Annotated in this window: 23 protein-coding genes; 14 read left to right on the plus strand and 9 right to left on the minus strand. The window is 57.4% G+C overall.

Translation table 11 applies throughout. The features are described 5' to 3' along the window. Positions 1–58: 58 nt before the first annotated feature. A complete protein-coding gene (locus ACR0LY_RS04575; RefSeq protein WP_170348471.1) occupies positions 59–2,146 on the plus strand; it encodes a dipeptide ABC transporter ATP-binding protein in 2,088 nt (695 codons plus the stop codon). Between the two features lie 127 nt (positions 2,147–2,273). On the opposite strand, the gene ACR0LY_RS04580 is transcribed toward ACR0LY_RS04575, so the two are convergent. Next, complete coding sequence (locus ACR0LY_RS04580; RefSeq protein WP_170348470.1) at positions 2,274–2,852, minus strand: lytic transglycosylase domain-containing protein; 579 nt, start codon at positions 2,850–2,852, stop codon at positions 2,274–2,276. Between the two features lie 206 nt (positions 2,853–3,058). Between ACR0LY_RS04580 and ssb the strand changes: the two genes are divergently transcribed. After that, positions 3,059–3,553 carry a single-stranded DNA-binding protein gene (ssb, locus tag ACR0LY_RS04585; RefSeq protein WP_170348469.1) on the plus strand — a complete coding sequence of 165 codons (495 nt, stop codon included), beginning with the start codon at positions 3,059–3,061 and terminating at the stop codon, positions 3,551–3,553. An 18-nt stretch (positions 3,554–3,571) separates the two neighbouring features. Continuing rightward, the gene (locus tag ACR0LY_RS04590) at positions 3,572–4,642 is read left to right on the plus strand and encodes a site-2 protease family protein (protein ID WP_170348468.1); all 1,071 of its coding nucleotides are present in this window, start codon (positions 3,572–3,574) and stop codon (positions 4,640–4,642) included. On the opposite strand, the gene aroB is transcribed toward ACR0LY_RS04590, so the two are convergent. Together aroB and ACR0LY_RS04600 are read right to left on the minus strand one after the other, a co-directional pair. Continuing rightward, a complete protein-coding gene (aroB, locus tag ACR0LY_RS04595; RefSeq protein WP_170348467.1) occupies positions 4,643–5,755 on the minus strand; it encodes a 3-dehydroquinate synthase in 1,113 nt (370 codons plus the stop codon). Further along, positions 5,755–6,342 carry a shikimate kinase gene (locus tag ACR0LY_RS04600; protein ID WP_170348466.1) on the minus strand — a complete coding sequence of 196 codons (588 nt, stop codon included), beginning with the start codon at positions 6,340–6,342 and terminating at the stop codon, positions 5,755–5,757. The genes aroB and ACR0LY_RS04600 overlap by 1 nt, the downstream gene beginning before the upstream one ends. Positions 6,343–6,421: 79 nt before the next feature. Between ACR0LY_RS04600 and ACR0LY_RS04605 the strand changes: the two genes are divergently transcribed. The 4 genes from ACR0LY_RS04605 to ACR0LY_RS04620 all read left to right on the plus strand — a co-directional run bounded on the left by ACR0LY_RS04605 (position 6,422) and on the right by ACR0LY_RS04620 (position 10,411). After that, positions 6,422–6,571, plus strand: a complete 150-nt coding sequence (locus ACR0LY_RS04605; protein WP_170348465.1) for a hypothetical protein — start codon at positions 6,422–6,424, stop codon at positions 6,569–6,571. Further along, positions 6,561–8,084, plus strand: a complete 1,524-nt coding sequence (locus ACR0LY_RS04610; protein WP_170348464.1) for a hypothetical protein — start codon at positions 6,561–6,563, stop codon at positions 8,082–8,084. Before ACR0LY_RS04605 ends, ACR0LY_RS04610 begins: the two co-directional genes overlap by 11 nt. Before the next feature lie 2 nt (positions 8,085–8,086). Next, positions 8,087–9,040: a tyrosine recombinase gene (locus ACR0LY_RS04615; RefSeq protein WP_170348463.1), complete on the plus strand. Its 954-nt coding sequence runs from the start codon at positions 8,087–8,089 to the stop codon at positions 9,038–9,040. A gap of 63 nt (positions 9,041–9,103) precedes the next feature. After that, positions 9,104–10,411, plus strand: a complete 1,308-nt coding sequence (locus tag ACR0LY_RS04620) for an HlyC/CorC family transporter (RefSeq protein ID WP_170348462.1) — start codon at positions 9,104–9,106, stop codon at positions 10,409–10,411. 55 nt (positions 10,412–10,466) lie between these two features. On the opposite strand, the gene ACR0LY_RS04625 is transcribed toward ACR0LY_RS04620, so the two are convergent. Further along, complete coding sequence (locus ACR0LY_RS04625) at positions 10,467–12,035, minus strand: ABC transporter substrate-binding protein (RefSeq protein WP_170348461.1); 1,569 nt, start codon at positions 12,033–12,035, stop codon at positions 10,467–10,469. Positions 12,036–12,229: 194 nt separating this feature from the next. Here ACR0LY_RS04625 and ACR0LY_RS04630 point away from each other — a divergent pair, with 194 nt between their 5' ends. The 5 genes from ACR0LY_RS04630 (at position 12,230) to ACR0LY_RS04650 (ending at position 19,707) form a co-directional block, all read left to right on the plus strand. Beyond that, positions 12,230–14,647 (plus strand): GcvT family protein, encoded by a 2,418-nt coding sequence (locus ACR0LY_RS04630; protein WP_170348460.1) that lies wholly within the window; start codon positions 12,230–12,232, stop codon positions 14,645–14,647. Continuing rightward, the gene (locus ACR0LY_RS04635; protein WP_480640582.1) at positions 14,625–15,278 is read left to right on the plus strand and encodes a nucleotidyltransferase family protein; all 654 of its coding nucleotides are present in this window, start codon (positions 14,625–14,627) and stop codon (positions 15,276–15,278) included. Before ACR0LY_RS04630 ends, ACR0LY_RS04635 begins: the two co-directional genes overlap by 23 nt. 767 nt (positions 15,279–16,045) lie before the next feature. Beyond that, complete coding sequence (locus tag ACR0LY_RS04640) at positions 16,046–17,482, plus strand: DegQ family serine endoprotease (protein ID WP_170348458.1); 1,437 nt, start codon at positions 16,046–16,048, stop codon at positions 17,480–17,482. A gap of 181 nt (positions 17,483–17,663) precedes the next feature. Then, entirely contained in the window at positions 17,664–18,344 is a 681-nt protein-coding gene (locus ACR0LY_RS04645) for a response regulator transcription factor (RefSeq protein ID WP_170348457.1), read from the plus strand. Next, entirely contained in the window at positions 18,337–19,707 is a 1,371-nt protein-coding gene (locus ACR0LY_RS04650; RefSeq protein WP_170348456.1) for a sensor histidine kinase, read from the plus strand. Before ACR0LY_RS04645 ends, ACR0LY_RS04650 begins: the two co-directional genes overlap by 8 nt. Here the strand turns inward: ACR0LY_RS04650 and ACR0LY_RS04655 are convergent. The 3 genes from ACR0LY_RS04655 to ACR0LY_RS04665 are packed head-to-tail and all read right to left on the minus strand — an operon-like array spanning position 19,704 to position 21,910. After that, entirely contained in the window at positions 19,704–20,171 is a 468-nt protein-coding gene (locus tag ACR0LY_RS04655) for a CYTH domain-containing protein (RefSeq protein ID WP_217360539.1), read from the minus strand. The two genes, ACR0LY_RS04650 and ACR0LY_RS04655, sit on opposite strands and share 4 nt — an antisense overlap. After that, positions 20,168–20,923, minus strand: coding sequence for a ParA family protein (locus tag ACR0LY_RS04660; protein WP_170348455.1), 756 nt, complete (start codon positions 20,921–20,923; stop codon positions 20,168–20,170). Before ACR0LY_RS04660 ends, ACR0LY_RS04655 begins: the two co-directional genes overlap by 4 nt. Before the next feature lie 3 nt (positions 20,924–20,926). Further along, positions 20,927–21,910 carry a CHAD domain-containing protein gene (locus ACR0LY_RS04665; RefSeq protein ID WP_170348454.1) on the minus strand — a complete coding sequence of 328 codons (984 nt, stop codon included), beginning with the start codon at positions 21,908–21,910 and terminating at the stop codon, positions 20,927–20,929. Between the two features lie 57 nt (positions 21,911–21,967). Between ACR0LY_RS04665 and ACR0LY_RS04670 the strand changes: the two genes are divergently transcribed. Both ACR0LY_RS04670 and ACR0LY_RS04675 read left to right on the plus strand, forming a co-directional pair. Beyond that, positions 21,968–22,279, plus strand: coding sequence for a hypothetical protein (locus ACR0LY_RS04670; RefSeq protein ID WP_170348453.1), 312 nt, complete (start codon positions 21,968–21,970; stop codon positions 22,277–22,279). A 388-nt stretch (positions 22,280–22,667) separates the two neighbouring features. Continuing rightward, entirely contained in the window at positions 22,668–23,015 is a 348-nt protein-coding gene (locus tag ACR0LY_RS04675) for a TfoX/Sxy family protein (RefSeq protein ID WP_170348452.1), read from the plus strand. Positions 23,016–23,068: 53 nt separating this feature from the next. Here the strand turns inward: ACR0LY_RS04675 and ndk are convergent, their stop codons facing one another. Together ndk and ACR0LY_RS04685 are read right to left on the minus strand one after the other, a co-directional pair. After that, a complete protein-coding gene (gene ndk, locus ACR0LY_RS04680; protein ID WP_008757405.1) occupies positions 23,069–23,491 on the minus strand; it encodes a nucleoside-diphosphate kinase in 423 nt (140 codons plus the stop codon). Positions 23,492–23,593: 102 nt separating this feature from the next. Continuing rightward, positions 23,594–24,796: a multidrug effflux MFS transporter gene (locus ACR0LY_RS04685; RefSeq protein WP_170348451.1), complete on the minus strand. Its 1,203-nt coding sequence runs from the start codon at positions 24,794–24,796 to the stop codon at positions 23,594–23,596. Positions 24,797–24,849 lie beyond the last annotated feature (53 nt).

Here is a 24,849-nt window from a genome sequence, read left to right on the forward strand (position 1 = left end):
GTATTTTCGAAAAGATGAAAATGGTCGCTTGATCGATTTCATCAGGGAGTAGGAAACGATGAACAAACTGGCGGATTATGACGGCCCGATCCTCGAGATCGATAAGCTGTCGATTTCCTTCTTTACCCGTCTGCGGGAAATTCCGGCCGTGATGGATTTCTCGGTCAGTGTGCAACCGGGTGAAGCTGTAGGATTGGTCGGTGAGTCAGGATGCGGCAAATCCACAGTGGCATTGGGTGTCATGCAGGACTTGGGCAAAAACGGTCGGATCGTCGGCGGCACCATCAAGTTCAAGGGGCGTGATCTGTCCGAGATGACCTCGGACGAGTTGCGCGACATTCGTGGCAATGAGATCGCGATGATCTATCAGGAGCCGATGGCCTCGCTGAACCCGGCGATGAAGATCGGCAAGCAGCTGATGGAAGTGCCCATGATCCACGAAGGCGTCGGCGCAGAAGAGGCCTATGCCCGCGCGCTTGAGGTGGTCACCGATGTACGCTTGCCCGACCCTGAGCGTATGCTGAATTCCTTCCCCCATCAGTTGTCGGGTGGTCAACAGCAGCGGATCGTCATCGCCATGGCGTTGATGTCAAAACCAGCGCTGCTGATCCTGGACGAACCAACCACCGCGTTGGATGTGACGGTTGAGGCCGCCGTGGTAGAGTTGGTCAAGGATCTAGGAAAGAAATACGGCACCTCGATGCTTTTCATCTCGCACAATCTGGGTCTAGTGCTTGAGACCTGTGACAGGCTGTGCGTGATGTATTCGGGTGAAGCGGTCGAGCGTGGCTCGATTCATGATGTGTTCGACGAGATGCAGCATCCTTACACGCAGGCGCTGTTCCGCTCGATCCCCTTGCCCGGCGCTGACAAGAACGCACGCCCGCTGGTGGCCATTCCGGGGAACTTCCCTCTGCCGCATGAACGCCCGCCGGGCTGTAACTTTGGTCCGCGCTGCGACTATTTTGAGGAAGGCCGTTGTGACGCGCAAAACATTCTGATGGAGCCGGTACCGGGCAATGATCGGCACCACACGCGCTGTCTGAAGTTCCAGGAAATCGATTGGAACGCACCGATCACCATGGCTGAACAGAAGGAAAAGGGCGAAATCGGGCGCACAATTCTGAAGATGGACAATCTCAAGAAATACTATGAGGTGGCCGCAAATGCCCTGTTCGGGGGTGGAGAGACCAAAGTTGTAAAAGCCAATGAAACGTTGAGCTTCGAGGCCCACGAGTCCGAGACACTGGCCATTGTGGGTGAATCCGGTTGCGGCAAGTCCACCTTCGCCAAGGTGTTGATGGGGCTGGAAACGGCCACCGACGGTCAGATCCTGCTGGACAACCGCAATATTGAAGCTGTCCCGATTGAGGAGCGCGACACCAAGACCGTGGGCGAGGTTCAGATGGTGTTCCAGAACCCGTTCGATACGCTGAACCCATCGATGACTGTGGGTCGTCAGATCATTCGTGCGTTGGAAATCTTTGGCGTCGGCAATTCCGAGGCTGAACGTAAGCAACGTATGCTGGAACTGCTGGACCTGGTGAAGCTACCCCGCGCCTTTGCGGATCGAATGCCGCGCCAGTTGTCGGGCGGACAGAAGCAACGTGTCGGTATCGCCCGCGCCTTTGCAGGGGACGCCCGCATTGTGGTGGCGGATGAGCCGGTCTCGGCCCTGGATGTGTCCGTTCAGGCGGCGGTGACTGATCTGTTGATGGAGATTCAGCGCGAGCATAAAACCACGCTGCTGTTCATCAGCCACGACCTGTCCATTGTGCGTTACCTCAGCGACCGGGTGATGGTGATGTATCTTGGCCATGTGGTCGAACTGGGCACCACTGATCAGGTCTTTGCCCCGCCCTACCATCCCTATACCGAGGCTTTGCTGAGCGCGGTGCCTATTGCCGATACCTCAATCGAGAAGCAGCACATCGTACTTGAGGGCGATATCCCGTCGGCCATGAATCCTCCGCCGGGTTGCCCGTTCCAGACCCGGTGCCGTTGGAAATCCGAAGTTCCGGGCGGGTTGTGTGAACGCGACGTACCGCCAGTGAAAACTCTGGCCGATGGTCATCAGGTGAAATGTCATCTGGCCGAAGATATTCTGGCCCGTATGGAGCCGGTCATCAAAATCGCCGCGGAATAGGCTTCAAAATTGGTGCAAAGGGCGTCGGTTTCTGATCGGCGCCCTTTGGCATTACTTGAACAAATTTTCTCATAAGCATTTTAGCTAAATGTACCTGGTCAAAAGAGACCTAAGCATCGAATTTAGCTCAACCGCCCCAGATAACCTTCACGTAGTTCTGGGTTTCCTTGTAAGGTGGTACGCCGCCATGTTTCTCAACCGCCTGAGGTCCGGCATTGTAGGCCGCCAGCGCCAGACGCCACGATTTGAACTTGCGGTATTGCCAGGATAGATACCGCGCGCCACCTTCCAGATTTTGCTGTGGATCATGCGGATTCACACCCAAAAGCTGCGCTGTACCGGGCATCAACTGTGCCAGTCCCAAAGCGCCTTTGTGTGATACTGCACGTGGATTCCAACCGCTTTCTTGTTGAACCAAGCGCAGGAAAAGCTCTTCCGGGACGTTATGTTTGCGTGCCGCCTGACGCGCCAGTGTCATATACTGACCGCGATACTTCCCGGTATAGCGTTTGTTAAACTTCGGTTGAGCAGTCTTGGGTTTAAGCCGTTCGGAATCCCGATACTGGGTTGCGGCGCGCGTGTCCAAAATCTTGGATTGTTTAAGGAAAATGTCCTTCCGGCTTTTGGTCGACAACGTTTGCGCGGCCACCGGAACCGAGACCAGAGCAACACATAAACCAACAAAACAACCAACCAGAAAACGCATTAAAGCCAATCTCGCTTAGTCAGGAACCTTATGGAGTATAGATATCTCAGTTTATAATGAAAGCATGGTTAACCGAACCTGAGTAATTTCTTGCTCAGTGTTGCATGCAGTAACTGTGTTTCAACCAAGACGCAGGCCGTATAGGGTCGCTGGGAAACACTGCGCCAGATTCGGCGCGCATACGTCAATTCAAAACGGGGAAATACATGGCGGGTTCAGTCAACAAGGTCATTCTGGTCGGAAATCTTGGCCGCGATCCCGAAGTCCGGACATTCCAGAACGGTGGCAAGGTTTGCAATCTGCGCATCGCAACATCCGAGACCTGGAAAGACCGCAACACAGGTGAGCGTCGCGAACGTACCGAGTGGCACTCGGTCGCGATCTTCAACGAGGGGCTTGTCCGTGTGGCCGAGCAATACCTGCGCAAAGGGTCTAAGGTTTATCTTGAAGGCCAACTGCAGACCCGCAAATGGCAGGATCAATCCGGACAGGATCGGTATTCGACCGAGGTTGTTCTACAGGGCTTTGGCTCTACCCTTGTGATGTTGGATGGCCGCGGCGAAGGCGGCGGCGGTGGCGGCCAATCGGGCGGTTACGGCGGCGGTCAGGCCGGGGGTGGATACGGCGATCCTTATGGCGCACCGTCCAGCGCCCCTGCCCCGGCATCCGGTGGAATCGACGACGACGAGATTCCGTTCTAAGCGTAGCGGAGGCAAATCATGACATGGTCCTTCTCACTCGGCCGGTTTCTGGGGTCCGAGTTGAGGGTCCATGTCACCTTTTTCCTGCTGCTGGCTTGGGTCGGTTTCGCCGCCTATTCCCGCGGCGGGCTGCCAGCCGTCATCGAAAACCTGATCTTTGTGCTGGCTTTGTTTGCCTGCGTCGTCGCGCATGAATTCGGCCATGCGCTGATGGCACGGCGATACGGCATCAAAACCCCAGACATAACCTTGCTGCCAATTGGCGGTCTGGCGCGGTTGGAACGGATGCCCGAAAAGCCGATGCAAGAGGTTTGGGTGGCCCTTGCCGGTCCGGCGGTGAATATCGTCATCTGGATCATTCTGGTCGCGCTGGGGGCCGGTATGCCACTTGAGACAATGGCGCAGATCGACACCACTGTTCCGGGTCTGTTGAACCGTCTGGCATATGTGAATTTGCTGCTGGCCGCCTTCAATATGATACCAGCTTTCCCAATGGACGGCGGGCGGGTGTTCCGCGCCTTGTTATGTCTCAAAATGGATCGGGTGAAGGCAACCAGGATCGCGGCAATCGCAGGACAGATCGTGGCTGTCGCCTTTGGCTTTTGGGGGCTGAGTACCGGCAACGCCATTCTGGTCCTGATTGCGGTTTTCGTTTTTGTCGCCGCCAATTCCGAAAGTCAGGACGTGGCCATGCGTTCGGTCGCGCGGCGGGTTCTGGCGCGTGATGCGATGATCACTGAATTCCACGCTTTGTCCCCGTCCGATACGCTGGCGACGGCAGCGCAGGCAGTCATACACACGACGCAGCACGAATTTCCCGTTTTGGATGATGAAGGTGCATTGCTTGGGTTTGTCACCCGCGGTCGTCTTTTTGCAGCCCTAGCCGGGGAAACTCCGCGGTCCGACCCCGCCACGTCGGTCATGGAAACCAATATCCCAAGGGTGCAACTGACCAGCGGGCTTGAGATGGTTCTGGAAACGCTCCACAAGGGCGCACCGGCTATCGCCGTCTGCACGCAGACTGGTAAAATGGTCGGCTATATCACCCGGGAAAACATTGGTGAGTTGATGGTGATCCGGGGGCGCTGATCAGGCCGTCGCCAGGGCGTCTTCCAGCACGGATATCACCGCCTCACGCGGGACGTCCGATGTCACGAAAGCTTCACCGATCCCACGTGCCAGGATGAACCGCAATTGACCGTCGATGACCTTTTTGTCCTGCGCCATCAGATCGACCAAGGCTTCGGCCCCAGGCAGGTCGCCGGGGATGTCATTCAGATCGGTTTTCATGCCCATAGCGCGCAAATGTGCCCGCACGCGGCTGGGGTCTTCCTGTGAACACAGACCCAGGCGCGCCGACAGTTCGAACGCCAGCGCGCAGCCAATGGCGACGCCCTCGCCATGCAGCAGACGGTCGGAATAACCAGTGGCAGCCTCAAGCGCGTGACAGAAGGTATGACCAAGGTTCAGCAACGCGCGGTCGCCCTGCTCAGTCTCATCCCGCGCCACGATATCGGCCTTCATCTGCACCGAACGGGTTACGGCCCGCACCCGTGCGGCCATATCACCGCCTGAGACATCCGTTCCGTTGGTTTCCAGCCACTCAAAGAACGCTGCGTCTCCCAGCAGGCCGTACTTCACCACCTCGCCATAGCCTGACAAGAAATCGCGCGGGGTCATCGTCCCCAACACCGAAGTATCTGCCAGCACCAGCGACGGCTGATGGAATGCCCCGATCAAATTTTTGCCCTGCGGCGCGTTGATCCCGGTTTTGCCCCCCACCGAACTGTCGACCTGCGCCAGCAGCGAGGTCGGGATTTGCACAAACCGTACTCCGCGTCGCAAAGCCGCAGCGGCGAACCCCACCAGATCGCCAATCACACCGCCACCAAAGGCAACGACGACGTCGCGGCGTTCAATTTTCTCAGCCAGCAACCACTCTACAGTGCGTTCGAAATGCGGCCAGCTTTTGGTCGCTTCACCAGCGGGCAAAGTCAGCGACGTCATCTCGATCCCGGCGTGGGCTAAACCGTCACGCAAAGCGTCCAGATGCAGCGCGCCCACGTTCTCGTCCGTCACAACCGCCACTTTGGGCCGGTGCAACAACGGTGCGATCCGTGTACCGGCCTGAGCCAGCAATTCCGGGCCGATTTCTACATCATACGAGCGCTCGCCCAGCTCTACATGTACGGTTTGATGCATTACTTCCGTTCCAAAACATCGGGGCGTGTTGCCAGCGCATCCACCACCCGGTTCACCATATTCTCGATCGAGGTCTCGCCGTCGGACTCGGCGATCAAATCCGCCTTCGCATAAACCGGGACACGCTGTTCATACAAGCCGCGCAAAGTCGCATAAGGATCAGAGGTACGCAGCAAGGGGCGCGTGTCTTTGTGTTTGACGCGATTCCACAAAACCTCGAGTTCGGCCCGCAGCCAGACCGAGACCCCGCGTTCCGTGATCATTGTGCGGTTCTGTTCCGCCAGAAACGCGCCGCCACCGGTCGATAGGATGCCTTTTTCCTCATCCAGCAAACGCCCGATAACCTGAGATTCCTTAGCGCGGAAAAACGGTTCTCCGTCACGTTCGAAAATCTCGGGGATGGTCATATTGGCTGCCGATTCGATCTCGGCGTCGCTGTCGAGAAAGGGAACGCCCAGCCGCGCGGCCAGCGCACGGCCCACCGCCGTCTTTCCCGCCCCCATCATGCCTACAAGTACAACCGTTTTGTGCAGTGCAAAGCCCGCATCTGTGTCCGAGCTGTGGGTGTTATGCTTAATTTCGCTCATTTCACTGTGAATGACGTGATCTTAGGAAAAATGCTAGCTATAACTATGACAAAAGAGAAAATTGGGGCAGCGTTGAGCAATGGGCCGTCTAATCAAGTTCCTGTTATATCTGATTTGCCTGGGTTTTATCGGGCTGGTGGCATATGCCTATCTTGGGCCGTTTTTCGGTGCGGATTTCTCGGCGCCGCAAGACGAGATACGAGAGCCGGTAATCCTGAATGTCGAATAAGGCCGCAGTGTTCGCACTGTGTTTGGCCGGTTCGGCGCAAGCGCAGCAGGAACCTCTTTCTGTCATTGATTGGTTGAGCAACCCGCCAGAAAACCTGCCGGGAACCGTTTTGCTGGAACCGCCCGTGACACAGACCGGTGTGCGGCCAGATATCGAAGTCACACCTCTTGAGGCGCTGTCGCAACCGCTGGGGTTGGTGTCGTCCTCTGTAACGGGCCTGCCTGTGAGCCTATGGCAGAACAGTGATCCCGAACGGTTGGCGCAGCTGATCGCTCGGGTTCCTGTTAAGTACAACCCAGCAATGCAGCGGCTGTTATTCACGCTGCTATTGTCCGAAGCGCGGGCCCCTGCCGGGCCGAGTGCGGAGGAAACCCTCTTGTTAGCTCGCCTCGACCGCTTGATGCAGCTGGGCGCCGCCGATCCGACGCAATCGCTGGTGCAACTGGCCGGACCCACCGACAGCCGCGCGCGGTTTCAGCGTTGGTTCGATGCAACGCTACTGACCGGGGATGAGGATCGCAGCTGCACAGCGCTCATCGCGCAACCGCACCTATCGCTGGATTATGCAGCCCAGATTTTTTGCAAGGCGCGCCGAGGCGATTGGAACTCTGCCGCGCTAACGCTTGAGGCGGCCCATGCGCTGCAAGTCTTGCCCCCCGAGGATCTGGATGTGCTGGACCGCTTCCTGAGCCCCGAGCTGTTTGAGGATGCCGATTACCTTCCCCAGCCCGACAATCCCGATCCGCTGACTTTTCGATTGTTTGAAGCGATTGGCGAACGTTTGCCCTCGGCCCCTCTGCCGCGGGCTTTTGCCAACGCTGACCTGCGCGATGTGGCGGGCTGGAAAGCCCAGATCGAAGCGGCCGAACGCCTGACGCGGATTGGCGCGCTGACCCCTAACCAGCTATTGGGCTTGTATACCGAGCGTGCCCCGGCGGCGTCGGGTGCGGTCTGGGACCGGGTGTCAGCCATTCAGAAATTCGAAAACGCGCTGGAAACTGGTAAACCCGAAGCCATCGCCATGGCATTGCCCCTTGTGTGGGAACAGATGCGCAGTGTCGGGCTTGAAGTTCCCTTCGCCGATTTATTTGCTGGTCGCCTGTCACAAGTCTCTCTGCCGGATGACAAAGCCGAAAACCTGCGGTGGCGTATCCTGCTGCTGTCCGATCTCTATGAAACCGCAGCCGAGTCTCCGCCGGACAAATCAGAAGATGCGCTTTTTCTTACCGCTTTGGCGCAAGGTGATCCGGGGCGTGCGCGCAGCCCTTCACCTTTGGCCGATGCGGTGGCTCAAGGCTTTGCCTGGGCGGCGCCGATCCCATCGGACATTCAGGCGATGCTGAACAACAACCAGCTGGGCGAAGCTATTCTTGAAACGATGGAAATGTTTGCTCATGGCGCCAGGGGCAATCTGGTCGATCTGACGGCTGCCATTGCGACCCTACGCCAGGTGGGCCTTGAGGATACGGCGCGGCGTGCGGCCCTGAACCTTTTGATCCTGCAGGGCACATGATCATGGCGTCCCCGGCAACTTCTGAGTTTTGGATTTCCTCCTTCCTGCAAGCGCAGGCGGCCGAGCTTGGGGCAGCCAACAATACCCTGTTGGCCTATGGCCGCGACCTAAAGGATTTCGCCGCCTGGCTGCAGCGCCGCAAAACCAACTTTGCCGAGGCAGAGCGGGATCAGATCGAGGCATATCTGATCGACTGCGACACCCAAGGTCTGGCGCAGTCCACCCGTGCCCGACGATTGTCAGCGATCAAACAAATCTACCGTTTCGCGTTCGAGGAAGGCTGGCGCGACACCAACCCCGCCATTCAGATCAAAGGGCCTGGACGCCAAAAACGCCTGCCCAAAACGCTGGACGTACCCGAGGTGGACCGGCTGCTGCAAGCTGCCCGCCAGACCGGGCGCACTAAGGCCGACCGGGTGCGGAATACCTGCCTGATGGAAGTTCTCTATGCCACCGGTATGCGGGTGACCGAACTGGTCTCATTACCTGTGTCGTCAGCCCGCGGCGATCCGCGCATGTTGCTGGTGCTGGGCAAAGGCGGAAAAGAGCGGATGGTACCCCTATCTCCACCTGCACGTGACGCATTGGCGGTCTGGCTAAAGGTGCGGGATGAAGCCGAGGATCAAGTGGTTGCCGATGGCGGCCAGCGATCCAAGTTCCTGTTCCCCTCACGCGGCAAATCCGGGCATCTAACTCGGCATATGTTCTTTCTGCTGGTCAAGGAATTGGCCGTTCAGGGCGGCGTGTCACCGGAAAAAGTCACGCCGCACACGCTGCGCCACGCATTTGCGACGCATCTACTGGCCAACGGTGCCGATTTGCGGTCGATCCAGACCCTGCTGGGGCACGCGGATGTGGCGACTACCGAGATTTACACTCATGTTCTCGACGAACGTCTGGCCGAGCTGGTGTTAGAGCATCACCCACTGGCGAAAGACCCCGACAACAAGGGCTAACCCCTTGATCCGCAGGGGGCGCGCCCCCATAACGGATGCAGCAACACCAACAACCAAGGACCAATGGAACCCTCTTCTTCTCTGATCGACGGCGCATTCTGGTTTACCACAGGCGCCATTCTGCTTTTGCTCGTCCTGTCGGGCTTTTTCTCGGGTTCTGAAACGGCATTGACCGCATCGTCACGCGGCAAGTTGCGGGCGCAGGCCGACAAAGGCTCACGCGGGGCGCAAAAGGCGCTGGACATCACCGATGACAATGAACGGCTGATCGGCTCGGTCCTGCTGGGCAATAACCTTGTGAATATCCTTGCCGCCTCGCTGGCCACGGCCTTGTTCACCCGGTTGTTTGGCGAAAGCGGCGTGGCGCTGGCAACGCTTGTCATGACTTTGCTGGTACTGGTTTTCGCCGAAGTTCTGCCCAAGACCTATGCCATTACCAACGCGGAAAAAGCGGCAGCATTGGTCGCGCCGATCATCAGTATTGTGGTGACGGTTTTCTCGCCCATGGTCGCAGCCGTACGCCTGCTGGTGCGCGGTGTCTTGCGCTTGTTCGGTGTTCGGATCGACCCGGACAGCAACATTCTTGCCGTACGTGAAGAGATCGCGGGCGCGCTGCAGCTGGGCCATTCCGAAGGTGTGGTAGAAAAAGAAGACCGCGACCGCATCCTTGGCGCGCTGGATCTGGGTGATCGGACGGTGGAAGAGATCATGCTTCACCGCTCGAACATCGAGATGATCGATGCCGACGACGCGCCCGAGGCCATTCTGCAACAATGTCTGAAAAGCCCGCACACCCGTCTGCCCGTCTTCCGGGATGAGCCCGAAAACATCGTGGGTGTCGTGCACGCCAAGGACCTATTCCGCGCCATGTATGCCCATGCAGGTGCCAGTGAAAGTGACACCAACCGGCTAAAAGAATTCGATATCTCCAAAGTGGCAAACGACCCGTACTTTGTGCCGGAAACCACGACGCTGGACGACCAAATGCGGGAATTCCTGCGGATGCACAGCCATTTTGCACTGGTGGTCGACGAATACGGATCATTGCGCGGTTTGATCACGCTGGAAGATATCCTGGAAGAAATCGTGGGGGAAATCGCCGACGAGTTCGATATCGAAGAAGACGTTCCGGTGACCCGCACTGAAGACGGGCAGTATCTGGTCGAAGGCGCAATGACGATCCGCGACGCAAACCGCGCGATGGACTGGTCATTGCCAGATGATGAGGCGAATACAGTCGCCGGGCTTGTCATACATGAGGCACAGATGATCCCGGTAGTAGGTCAGGTCTTCTCATTCCACGGGTTTCGGTTCGAAGTCACCGCGAAGGACGGCAACCGGGTGACCGAGTTGAAAATCCGACCGCTGTAACTCGGCTAAAGAAAAAACCGGCGCCCACCATCGGGCGCCGGTTTCATTTCCGGGGTTACGCGAACCAGGTACGGCTAGCGACATAGCCATCCATCAGGTCACCGTTCGCATGTGCGGACCAACCCGTCACCTTGTCCGAATATCCGTCGATGAACTGATTGAACATCGGGTTGATCAGACCGCCCTCTTCCCAGACGATGCGCGCCATCTGGGCGTAGATGTCTTTGCGTTTAGCGGTGTCCAACTCGGCACGGGCTTTCAATACCAGCGCGTCGAACTCTTCGTTCTTAAAGTTGGTGTCGTTCCAGTCTGCGGTCGACAGATAGCCAACCGACCACATCTGATCCTGCACCGGACGCCCACCCCAGTAGGATGCACAGAACGGTTTGTTGTTCCACACTTCCGACCAGTAGCCGTCCGCCGGCTCACGCTGAATCTCAAGCGGGATACCAGCCGCTTTTGCCGACAGCTGGAACAATTGCGCCGCGTCAAGTGCACCGGCAAACGCGGCGTCAGACACATGCAGAACGATGGGCGAGCCGTCATGACCCGACGCTTTGTAGTGCTCAGCTGCCTTGGCCAGATCGAACTGGCGCTGCTCCATGGACGCATCGAACAGCGGATAGGCTTCGTTGATCGGAATATCGTTCCCGACCGAACCAAAACCGCGCAGAACCTTGTCGACCAGCTCCTCGCGATTGATGGCGTATTTCAGCGCCAGACGCAGGTCTTTGTTGTCAAACGGTGCGGTGTCGGTGTGCATGACAAAGATGTAATGCCCCCGGCCCGAGGTCGCGTTGATGGTTACGCCCGGCGCGCGGCCAAACAGCTTGGCGGTACGCGGTGGCACCACGTTAATGGCGTGTACCTGACCGGCCTGCAATGCTGCCGAACGTGCAGTGTCATCGTTCAGAACAAGGATCTCATGGCTGTCATAATGGCCAACGCTTTCATCCCAGTGGTTGGCGAACTTCTCGAACGCATAGCGCACTCCAGGTTCATCTGCGGTCACCTTGTAAGCACCGGTCGAAACCCCCTCGCCGGGGTTATCGATCCCGCCACCCGGCTGCATGACCAGGTGATAATCCGACATCAGATACGGCAGGTCTGCGTTGGGTGTGGTCAGCGTGATCACCACATAGTCACCGTCGACCCGCACATCCTCGATCCCGCGCATGATGCCCAAAGCACCCGACTGCGAATCTTCGTTCGAGTGGCGCGCTAGGGTCTGCTGTACATCTTCAGGCGTCAGTGTCTTGCCATTGTGGAATTCGACGCCTTTGCGGATCAGGAAAGTCCAGACCTTACCGTCCTCATTCGCTTCCCAGCTTTCCGCCAGACTGGGTGCGATCCCACCATCAGTAGTCACCACGGTCAGGGTGTTTCCATAGGCCCGCAGCGCCTTGGCTGTCACATGCGACGCCGACAATGCCGGGTCCAGTGAGTTGGTGCTTTCACCGCCCGTCAGCCCCAAAACGAAATGGCCCCCTTTTTTGGGCGTCTCGGCCAGACCGGCCTCGGCCCAGATCAGGTTCGCAGCAGTGGCTGTCAGGCCAAGTGCTGCGGCTTTGGCCATGAATTCACGGCGGCTCAACGCTTGGGGTTGGGGATCAAACTTGCTCATCTTATGTCCTTGCAGAGTAGTTACACAGGGTCCTTCCCGGATGCCTGGTAGATCGATTCCGTAACAGAACCGCTACACCCTTTAGCGGATGTTTTCCGCAGATGCGATTTGCTGCGGCGACACGTTTTGTCGCATTCAGAATTGCATCCTGTTCCTCACTGATCAGACTGGCAAAAACACTGACGGAGGCCTTCATGAAACTTGAAACCCGCGTAGCAGTTATTGGCGGTGGCGTCGTCGGTTGTTCCGTGCTGTACCACCTGACCAAACTGGGGTGGTCCGACGTCATGCTGCTGGAACGCTCAGAACTCACCAGCGGCTCAACCTGGCACGCGGCGGGCGGGTTCCACACGTTGAACGGTGACACCAACATGGCCGCGCTGCAGGGGTACACGATCCGCCTGTATAAAGAGCTGGAAGAGATCACCGGTATGTCTTGCGGTTTGCACCACGTAGGTGGCGTGACTTTAGCCGACAACCAGGACCGGTTCGACATGTTACTGGCCGAGCGCGCCAAGCATCGGTTCATGGGATTGGAGACCGAGATCGTCGGGCCGGACGAGATCAAGAAGATCGCGCCCATCACCAATACAGACGGCATCATCGGTGCACTGTATGATCCGCTGGACGGGCATCTGGACCCATCGGGCACCACTCATGCTTATGCCAAGGCAGCTCGGATGGGTGGGGCCACAATCGAAACGCATTGCATGGTGCGCGAGACCAAGCAGCGCCCCGATGGCACCTGGGATGTGGTCACCGACAAGGGCACCATTCACGCCGAACATGTGGTCAACGCCGGTGGCCTCTGGGCGCGCGAGGTTGGCGCGATGGCCGGCGTCTATTTCCCGCTGCACCCAATGGAACATCAGTATCTGGTGACAGATTCGATTCCGCAGATCGAAGCGATCATCGACGCTGGCGGAGAACACCCGCATGTCATGGACCCTGCCGGCGAAAGCTATTTGCGGCAAGAAGGGCGCGGGCTGTGCATCGGGTTCTATGAACAGCCCTGCAAGCCGTGGGCCGTCGACGGCACCCCGTGGGAGTTCGGGCATGAACTGCTGCCAGACGACTATGACAAGATCACGGACAGTATCGAATTCGCCTATCGTCGCTTTCCTGTTCTGGCCGAAGCCGGGGTGAAATCGGTGATCCACGGACCGTTTACCTTTGCACCGGACGGGAACCCTCTGGTCGGGCCGGTACCGGGCATGCGAAACTATTGGTCGGCCTGCGGCGTGATGGCCGGATTCAGCCAGGGTGGCGGAGTTGGCCTGACGTTAGCGCAATGGATGATCGAGGGCGAACCGGAACGTGATGTCTTTGCGATGGACGTGGCCCGGTTCGGAGATTGGATCAGCCCCGGGTACACCCGCCCGAAAGTGATCGAAAATTATCAAAAGCGCTTCAGCGTCGCCTACCCGAATGAGGAACTGCCCGCCGCGCGCCCGAACCGAACAACCCCGATGTACGATATTTTCAGCGATCTGGGCGCTGTCTGGGGTCAGCAATACGGATTGGAAGTCCCGAACTATTTTGCCCAAGGAGACGAGCCGGACTATGAAACTCCCTCATTCCGTCGCTCGGACGCGTTTGACGCGACGGGGCGCGAAGTGCGCGCCGTTCGCAACAGTGTCGGCATCAACGAGGTCCACAATTTCGGCAAGTACCGCATTGCCGGCCCTACGGCCCGCGCGTGGCTGGATCGGATTATGGCCGGACGCATTCCACAACCTGGCCGAGTGTCTCTGACACCGATGCTATCACCCAGGGGTAAACTGATCGGAGACTTTACCGTTTCGTGCCTGGCTGAAGGCGAGTTTCAACTGACCGCATCATACGGCAGTCAGGCGTTCCACATGCGCTGGTTCCTGACACATCAGCAGAACGGCGTACAAATCGATAACATCAGCGACCGGTTGAACGGGTTTCAGATCGCGGGTCCAAAAGCAAAGCAAGTCCTGGACGCCTGCACCCGCGACAATGTTTCGGACCTCAGCTTTCTAGACGTGCGGCGTATGACCGTTGGCATGACCGACTGCATCGTGCAGCGGGTCAGCTATACCGGCGATCTGGGGTACGAGATTTATTGTGATCCGATGGCACAAAGACAGCTCTGGTGGGTTCTATGGCAGGCTGGGCAACCGCACGGGATGGTGCCGTTTGGAATGCGTGCGATGATGAGCCTGCGTCTGGACAAGTTCTTTGGCTCATGGATGAGGGAATTCTCACCTGACTATACCGCCGCGGAAACAGGTCTGGATCGGTTCATATCATTCTCGACAAACGCCGATTTCATCGGCCGAACCGCCGCCGAGCAAGACCGATCGCAGGGCCCGGCGCGCAAATTGGTGGCATTTGAGGTGGACGCCGACGACGCCGATGTGAATGCGTATGAACCGATCTGGTTGGACGGTAAGGTTGTTGGCTTCTGCACGTCTGGCGGATACTCGCACCATGCCCAAAGATCGGTTGCAATGGGGTTCTTGCCCGTGGACCGGGTGATTGACGGACTGCAGGTCGAAATCGAAATCCTTGGTCAACTGTGTAAGGCTAGGGTGATCTCGGAACCACTATTTGACGCAGATGGCGCACGCATGCGGGGATGACTCTGCCCTGTTGCGGCGGCATGGTGGTGGTATGACACAAATACCCATAATTCTATTGGCCGCTGGGCAATCCAGCCGCATGGGCGGCCAAGACAAGCTGTTGCAGATCATCGACGGCCAACCCTTGCTACGTCGCGCGGCATTGATTGCCGGGCTAGCGGCACCAGTCATCGTCGCATTGCCCTCCGCCCCGCATCTCCGTTACCAAGCCCTTGATGGATTGGATCTGCATCAGGTCGAAATTCCGGATGCCCAAGAAGGTATGAATGCCAGCCTGCGCGGCGCACTTGCGCACGTGTCTCCCGAAGCGAGCGGCGCAATGATCTTGCTGGCAGATTTGCCGGACATCACAACCGAAGATTTGCTTGCAGTGCTATCCGCGGTCCAGGCCCACCCGGACAACCTGATATGGCGCGGCGCCACAGAGAACGGCAAACCAGGTCATCCGGTCATCTTTGATCGCAGCCTGTTTGATCAGCTCAGCCGTCTGACAGGAGACGAAGGTGCGCAATCCGTGGTGCGCGCGCATGCGGACAAGGTGCATCTGCACGCCCTGCCCGGCCAACACGCGTTGCTGGATTTGGATACGCCCGCGGATTGGGCGACATGGCGCGCAAAGCGGACCATCTAAAATCGACAGGTCTGAAAGTAAGTCGGCCCGGTCGATAACGACCGGGCCGGTACCCAAAACAGGACTACCACTTTTCATCAATCCCGGAAACGCGGCCAATAATGTCTGTCGACACTCTGGCTATTCCGCCGCCGAACCTAAACAAGACCCCCTCGTTAACATGCCGCTCAGCGTTTCCAGTGACTGTGACAAGCCTTGGGCACCCCCTAGTGCCTTTGGCTCCCCCTCGCTTGGGCACGTTCATCGTCACCCATCCGTTGGATTCAAACAACGTAAAATTGGAAAGAACGGTTAATTTTGCCGATATCAGGATGGTTTTTCCGCAACATTTATTAAGCGTGAATCAACCATAAGATGAGTGCCATTCTTGCTCGAAACACCACATTTCACCATTAAGCATAAACCTAATGTGCTATCTGGTCTAAATGTTATAAATTGTTTTCGATAACCGCATTAACACTTGAAGGTCGACACAACCAAGACGGTATCACCTGAAAATCGGAGTTTGCGACGGCTGACTTGTTAACGATTTTGATTCAATTCAACCTTTTTCGCGCTTTGGCGTCCAAACCGGCAACAATCCACCGATTCGTGCTCAGTGATTCGCACAAATCCTCCGACTCCAGTCCTCGAACGTCGCGATAGAACCGCTAGTTTGTGGCAAAATTAAGATATCTTAACAATTCGCTCAGGAAACACACAGAGTGAAGGCGCATCTCCTGTTTCAACGCGCGGCCGCACCCGCGTGATATAAACAGGAGATAAAAATGAGCATCCGCAAGTCCTCACTTCTTTTGCCCGGGACAGCCAGTTGGGTTGGCGCTGGCGCACTGAGCGCCGCATTGCTGGCGACCACCGCCCTGCCCTCGATGGCCGACGAAGCACTGGCCGATCTTGTTGAAAATGTATCGCCCTCGGTCGTCACCATCATCGCCGAACAAGGTGCCACACCGGTTCCCACGCAGGGACAGGAGTTTGACTTTGACCAACACCCGTTCGGAGAATTTTTCAAACGCTTCGGCGCGCCCGAAGGGTTTAACGCCCCGCAGCGTGGACCGGCACAAGGTCTGGGTTCGGGTTTCGTTTTGGATGAAGCGGGTTACATCGTTACCAATCACCATGTCGTAGACAATGCCGAGTCCGTAACGGTTCGCATGTCGGACGACCGTACGTTTGACGCCGAGGTTATTGGCACCGACCCGCTGACCGACATCGCAGTTCTGAAGATCGACGCAGATGAAACCCTGCAGGCGGTTGAACTGGGTGACAGCGACGCCATCCGCGTGGGCGAAGACGTCGTAGCCATCGGCAACCCGTTCGGGCTGCATTCAACCGTGACGACCGGTATCGTATCGGCCAAAGGGCGCAACATCTCGCAAGGGCCGTATGCTGAATTCATTCAAACCGACGCAGCTATCAACAAAGGCAACTCGGGTGGTCCGCTGTTCAACATGGAAGGTGAAGTCGTCGGCGTAAATTCGGCGATCTACTCGCCCACCGGTGGCTCAGTGGGTCTGGGGTTTGCGGTGACATCGAACATTGTGGAACACATCGCGGCCGACCTGCGCGATGACGGCCAGGTCAGCCGGGGTTGGCTGGGTGTGTCGATCCAGAATGTCAGCCCCGAGCTTGCGGCAGCCATGGGCATCGATAGCTCAATCGGCGCGCTGGTTGCGGACGTTGTTGCCGACAGCCCGGCCGAGGGCGTTCTGCAACAGGGTGATGTCATTCTGACCTTCAACGATGAAGTGGTCGATTCCAGCAGCGATCTTCCGGTCCTTGTCGGCACCACCAAAGTGGGCACTGACAGCGTTCTGACCGTTCTGCGCGATGGCAAGGAACAACAGATCGAGTTGACCGTCGGCCAGCATCAAAGCGCATCGGCCCAGATCGATAAGTCAGTGGACGAAACCGTCTCGGGCACTGCTTTGGGCGTAACTATTGCACCGCTGACCGACACCAACCGCGCCGAGATGGGTGTGGCTGATAATGTCGATGGTGTGATCGTCACTGACCTGAAACCCGATAGCCCGGCAGCCAAAGCCGGTCTGCAACGGGGCGATGTGATCGTGAAACTGGGCGGCCAGGAAACCGCAACACCGGACGCGTTGAAGGCCGCCCTGGACAGCGAAAAAACCGACCCCGCGCTTGTTCTTATCAATCGCGGTGGAAACCAGATCTTTGTAGCGGTGGAAATCGCCTGATCTGACACCAGCGCGCGCCACGTGATGGGGAAATCTGGCGGGCGCCTCCTCGGTGGTTTGAATTGTCCGCAAACCTCCGAGACTGCCGGGTGCGATACACCGCACCCGGCAGATTGATTAGCCAACCCATGTGCTTTGCCCAAAAATTGTGTTTAAATCCCGGTAGAAAGGAACTCGCATCATGAGCCGTCGCTTGCTGATCGTCGAAGATGATGAAGACACACGAGAGTTCATCGCCAAGGGATTTGGCGAAGAAGGTTATGTCATCGAGCAGGCCGAGGACGGCCGGGAAGGTCTTTACCATGCCACCGACGGCGGGTTTGACGCGGTTGTTCTGGACCGGATGTTGCCGGGTTTGGATGGCCTGTCGCTGATCAAATCGATGCGTGCGGCGGGCGTTAAAACGCCGGTTCTGATGCTAACCGCCATGAGCGCCGTTGATGAACGTGTCAAAGGGCTGCGTGCCGGTGCGGATGACTATCTGGTCAAACCGTTCTCGTTCCAGGAATTGCACGCCCGGATCGAGGCCCTTCTGCGCCGACCGCAAGAGGCCGAGGAAAGCCCGACCCTGAATTGCCGCGACCTTGAGATGGACCTGCTGACCCGCAAGGTCACCCGCAACGGGCGCGAGATCACCCTCACCCCGCGTGAGTTTCAGATCCTCGAGTTTTTCCTGCGCCGGAAGAACCGCGTGGTATCGCGCACCATGCTGCTTGAGGGGGTTTGGGACTATCACTTCGACCCCAATACCAATGTGGTCGATGTCCATATCTCGAAACTGCGGCGTCAACTGGACGAAGGCGGCGAGCCGCCGTTGATTGAAACCGTCCGGGGCGCCGGTTACATGATATCTGATGGATAACCTGCGACTTTCCTTTAACAATTCACGCACACGCCTCGTACTGGCCAGCATGGTCCTCAGTACCTTGCTGACCGCGACCGTGCTGGCGTTGGTCTATGTAACGGCGAACCGCAGCATTGAAAGCGAGACACGCTCGGTCGTGTCGGCAGAGCTGACAGGGTTGGCGGATGAATACGAACGCCGAGGCCTGATCGGGTTGATGCGGGCGATTGAGCGGCGTCTTCCAACCGCCGCTGACCGCGATGCGTTATATCTTCTGACCGATCGCTTTGGCGTCAATCTGGCTGGCAACCTCAAACAATGGCCCGAGAATATCGCAGCCGGAAGCGGCTGGGTCGATCTGGAACTGCGCCGGGCCGAAAATGATGAATTGGTGCCTGTCTCGGCCGCCTCAGTTCGCCTGCCCGGCGGTGAACGCCTGCTGGTAGGACGCGACGCACTGGCGCGGCAGCAATTCGACCGGGTTCTGCTGCGGTCGGTCGGCATCGCGCTGGCAATTGCCCTGGCGCTGAGTGTACTCACCGGTTGGCTATTCACCCGCCTGGTCTTTTCTCGCTTGTCCGATATCGCCAACACGGCAGAGAACATCGTATCGGGCGACCTAACCCGGCGCATGCCCCTGCGCGGCACTGGGGACGAATTCGATCAGGTATCCGGGACGCTCAACACCATGCTGGACCGGATTGAGGAACTGGTTAGCAATCTACGTACAACGTCAAACTCAATCGCCCACGATCTGCGCTCGCCACTGTCGCGGTTGAAGCAACGAGTTGAAACGTTGTCTGACCCTTCGAAAACGGATCAAGAGCGCGAGATTGATATCGCGCGGGCCAGTGTGGAAATCGACCATGTGTTGCGAGTATTAGGGCAACTGACCGAAATCTCACGCGCCGAAGCTGGTGTTGGTCGGGAACAATTCGAACCGGTCGATCTGCAGCAACTGGTGGCGGATGTAGTGGAGCTTTACGATCCCGTGGCAGTCGATCAGGGTATCCAGCTTGAGGTCACGGGCACAGCAGCGCCAATACCGGGGCATCGCCCGCTGTTGTCCCAGGCCCTGTCGAACCTGCTGGAAAACGCGATGCGCTATGCGCCGCAGGACACTACTGTCACGATCCACCTGTCCGAAGATGGTGCCCATACAAATCTGAGCGTTCGCGATCGTGGTCCCGGCGTTCCGCAAGAAGACCTGCCGCGCCTGCAAATGCCGTTTGTCACACTGGACCCGGCCCGAACCGAGCGGAATGCCGGTCTGGGCCTGGCCCTTGTCGCTGCGATTTCCCACATGCATGGCGGCGCGTTTGAAGCCAGCAATTGCAATCCGGGGCTTGAAGCGAAGATCAAATTGGCGCGCAAACCCTAAGTGGGCACGCCGTTGATTGCCATTGTCTTGTTTTTATAGCGTTTATCAGCGGTAACATCCTCACCGAACCAATCCGGCGGAGTGTAGACCATAGCCTCGGCTTCGGTCTCAAATTCCACCTCGACCAATTGCAGAGGGGCCAGATCGCCCTGAAACACGTCCAACTCGAACGTGCGCCCGTCGGACAACTGGCCTGTGAAACGTTCCTTTTCCACCCGGCGCCCATCAGTTTCCGGCCAGAACGTTTCGAATTGCTCGGCCGTAATTTCAGCCTCACGCTCGACCCGCACCATCGCGCCGCCACCTTTGAGGGTTAGGAAGAACCGGTCATTCTTTTGACGCAGGCGCAGTTCGGTGGAATCGTCGGGCGCTGTCAAATATCCCTGCCGCACGACAGCTTTCTCTGCGCCGCTGAGGTCCGGCAGGTCCGCGACCAAAAACTTGCGTTCAATTTCCATGCTCATTTGCTTGAAATCACTCCGTTTTCCAATTCATCGAACAACGACTGATAAGCAGAACTGGCGTCTCTGCGACCAGCAAAGATACTGACCGGGGCGCGGTTTTGGCCCATACGTTCGATATCGGCGGCAAAAGGTATTTCGGTTTGCAGGAACCGTTTTTTATGCTGTTTACGCATCTTCTCCATCGTTTCCAGATGCAAGGTTTTGCGCCCCTGCACCATCGAAAAGAACGCCCTAATCTTTTTCTTGGGCAGCTTCTGTTGGTCAAAGAAGGCCACCAACTGCGCAAGCGTTCGCTCGGACAAAGTGGTCGGAATGACCGGCACCACGATCTGATCCGCCGCCTTAAAAACGTTCTCGGACAGGGTCGAAAAATTCGGGGGGCAATCCAGAATGATCACGTCGTAGTCACTGCCGGCGGCGGCCAGAGCCTTTTTCAACCGGGATCGCTTGTTTCGCATACGCGATAGGAATACGTCAAAGTCGCGGAAGGTCAGGTTCGATGGCAACACGTCCAGCCCTTCGAAATCACTGGCCTTGATAGATTTGGTGAACCGGGAAACATCCTCGAAAAACCGCGCGTCGGTCAACTTTTTTGAAGGTTTTACCCGAAAATAGAACCCCGCCGCACCCTGCGGATCAAGGTCGCACAACAACACGGTGTACCCTGCTTGCGCATAGGCATAGGCCAAGTTTACCGAGGTTGCGGTTTTACCCACACCGCCCTTGTTGCTGTAGCAGGCAATGATCTTCACCAGTCAATCCTCCTTTTGGCGAAACAGGGCTCGGAACAGGTTCTGAATCTCCGGGCTATCGAAATGCTGAAAATTGGTAATCACATGGTCACGCTCTGCTTTTTGGCGCTGATCGAGTACGGCGATCAGCCCTCCGGCGGCCATGGCAAGCGGCGCACTTGTCCGATTGCGGGCATCACTTTGAGTGGAAACAAAATTAAGCAGCGCCTCTTGTTGCACCGAATAGTCATTGAACAAACCCAAATTATCTTGCATTTTTTTCAATGGCTTAATGAGCGTTTTGAAATCACTCTTGTCGAACAAAGGCGCAAAGAACTCCATCAGATAGCGCAGCTTCTTGCAATCTATCCGCAGTTCATGCACCGCCTCGTCTGGAGTTTTCGGGGTAATCCCACGGGCAAGCTTGCATACTTTTCGGTAGCGTTTCCAGATCAACGAACGGGCATAGTCATAAGCTTTGCGCTCGGCGTTGGGTCCGGTTTCCAACCGTTTAGTATCAGCAAACAGTGCTAGAAGTTGCTTCATCTGTCTGCCATAGGCGGCACTGCGCAAACGCCGACTCAGCACAGCAAGTTCGCGGTTACGTTCTTTCTTAAACTGCGCAAACATCGCCTCGGCACCAGGATGAAGATTGGGCGGTATCAATTTGAAGTAAAAGTCTTTTTCCAAAAGATAGACATCCAAATCCCGCACCCGCCCGGTAGACGCCATCAGGTCCGAGAATTCGCGTTTTAGTGCGCTTGTCTGATCTGGCGAAAACACGCCTTTGAACAGGCTGAGCACGGACCGCACGCGCCTGAGCGAGACGCGATAATCATGCAAAAATTCCGTGTCTATATCCGCGACAATTCCCGCCTCGTTCTTGCGCGCGACCTCCAGATAGGTGCGGATGATATCCACCGCCACTTCGATCGAGGGTTCCTGTTTGCCCAACTCGATATCGGGTTTGGCATTGTAGGCAGGGAAATCTGCAAAAAGGCCTTGCATGACCACCTCTGCACCTGACGCGCCAGCCGCCAATTCCTCTAACGCCAAACAGACCTTTTGAAAGGCGCGTTTATACCCGCGCAGGGGTTGAACGGTCAGGATCGTCACCTGCCCTTGGTGTGTGCCCAAAGTCAGGGCGTGACCGAGAACTTGTGTCTTTTGCAGGTCATCCAATACGGCAAAGGTGCTGCTTTTGATGGTGCCAGAGCCGATACACATAAGCGCGCGCAACTTTGGGAAATCTTTCAACGCCGCGCGGACAGGTCCATCCGGCAAGTCCTGTACGAACATGCCTGTGCCGCCGCCATCCTGAAACAGAAAGTCCCTGTCGTTCAGCAGCTGCAACGAGCCGCCTGTTTCGATCAATAACCACCCTTTGGCCCGTAGCGACTGATCATGGCTGTCTAGCAGGTCAAAGGAGCGGGCAGCGGAAGGCGGTTCAAACGCGATCGTCAACCCCTTAACTAATCCTGAGAATTCGTCCTGGTCGAACTTGCCTGAAAGGACGAACACCCTGCGTTTCCGCCCCATCACCCGCGCCTCGTTTTCAAGGCATCAAGGCTTCGTAGTGCCGTGCCATCGAACTGCCAGCGCGGGTTCTTGCCGTGTCTCTTAGCGGTCTCCCGGTTCTTGAACATCGGCACCCTCATGACAGCATGGTGCCATGAAATCGCATACTATTCCGTCTGGCAAGCTTGATGTCTTACTGACCGTGCGTCAGGTCGACAGCCCCTAAACACCCCGCTAGAAGTAGCGCATGTCCGACCCTATCTCCTCAATCCGCAACCTCGGCCCGGCTTACGAACAAGCCTGCGCCCGTGCAGGTATTCATTCGGCACGGGAATTGCGCGAATTAGGTCCCGATAAAGCCTATTCCCGGCTTTTGCAGACAGGAACCAAGCCGCATTTCATCGGCTATTACGTGCTGGTCATGGGGTTGCAGGGCCGCCCGTGGAACGATTGCAAGGGCGATGAGAAAAAGGCCCTGCGGCAGCGGTTCGATGCCATTAAGGCCAGCGTCACCGCGATGCCTGAAACCCAGATGATCTCGGATCTGGATGCAATCGGTGTGCGGGTGTCTGCCGACGACCTCAAGCCGAAATAAAAAGAGCCGCACCCGTAAACGGGAGCGGCTCAAGAATCCGATTTGACGGCCGCTTAGCCGACCAGTTCGATGCCCGAGAAGAAGTAAGCGATTTCAACCGCTGCAGTTTCCGGAGCGTCCGAACCGTGGACCGAGTTTTCACCAACCGATTCAGCAAACTCGGCGCGGATGGTGCCGGGGGCTGCGTCTGCAGGGTTGGTTGCGCCCATGACTTCGCGGTTCTTTGCAATGGCGCCTTCGCCTTCCAGAACCTGAACAACAACCGGAGCCGACGACATGAATTCGCACAGTTCGTCATAGAACGGACGCTCGGCATGCACGTCATAGAACTTGCCAGCCTGAGCTTTGGTCATGTGGATGCGCTTTTGCGCAACGATGCGCAGGCCGGCTTCTTCGAACTTGGCGTTGATCTTGCCAGTCAGGTTGCGGCGGGTTGCATCAGGTTTGATGATCGAGAATGTGCGTTCCAGTGCCATGTCGGCCTCTCCTTAACATAAGGCGCGGGGTCGCGCCGAAATCCATCGCGCGCCGCGTAGCACGGTCTGTCTGATATGAAAAGGACTATGATGCGCAGCGGCTCAGATCGTCTCGGGCAGTGGGTCCTGACGGTCAACCCAGCGCACATAAACCACGGCCAACAGTCCGGCAGAGCTGCAGGCCCACATCATACCCAAAACCAGAAACGGCCCGTTGTCGGGGCTGACCCATAACCCGGTCAGCGAGGTCAGTACCGCCCCAAGCGCCACGATCATCGCACCTGACAAGCCAGCGGCGCTGCCTGCCAGTTTGGGCCGGACAGACATCAGACCGGCCGAGGCATTGGCGTTGGTCAATCCGTTGCCAAAGCCAACAAAAATGGCAGACCCGAAAAACACCCAGACCGAGCCCAGATCCGCAAGAAACAGCAGAAGACCCAAAAGTGGCCCAGTCGACGCGACGATGCGTCCGATCAGGATCATGGTTGTCAGTGGTGTTCTGGCGGCGATCCGACCCGTGATGAAATTCCCCACCATGAAGCCACCGGTGATGATGCCGATCCCCAATCCCAACATCGCGGGGCTTAGATCGAACCATGCCGCCGCCACCAATGGAGCTCCGGTGATGAAACTGTAGAACCCACCGATCGAAAAGGACGCACACAAGGCATAACCCCAGAACCGGCGAGCACGAAAAAGGTGGGGGTATTCACGCAACTGCGCCGCGAAGGTTGAAGAACGGTTGGTATTGGTCTCACCCATATCGACCCACAACAACAGCAGCATCCCCGCTCCCAGCGCCGAGTACAGAACAAAGCCTGCCCGCCAGCCGAACAGGCCGTCCAACGCACCGCCTAGCATTGGCCCAAGCATCGGGGCCAGCGCCATCGCCATGGCCACATAGCCCAGTTTGCTGGCGGCCTCGTTCGGCGGGTACATGTCCCGGATTGCGGCGCTCGACAGCACAGGCCCGGCAACCACAGCCGCCTGCAACAGACGAAAGCCCAGAAAGGCCCAGATTGATTCAGCCAAAACGCAACCAACCGAGGCCACAACAAAGACCGACATACAGATCAGCAAAACGGGCCTGCGACCAAATCGGTCGGACAGCGGCCCCATGATCAGTTGCAATACTGCAGACACCGCTAGATATCCGGCCACCGACAGGTTCACCAATGCATAGTCGACCTGAAAATCCCCGGCCATTCGGGCCAGCGACGGCAGGAACATATTCAACGTCAACACGGAAATCGCCGTGGCGAACACCAAAGTGACCAGAGAGGGAGGCGAAGAAGCCGCGCGCATGTTAAAACCGTCAAAATCCAACCGGACCAGCGCTAGCACATAGGCTGACCGAT

It is taken from the genome of Ruegeria sp. BC5 (genome assembly GCF_056539205.1).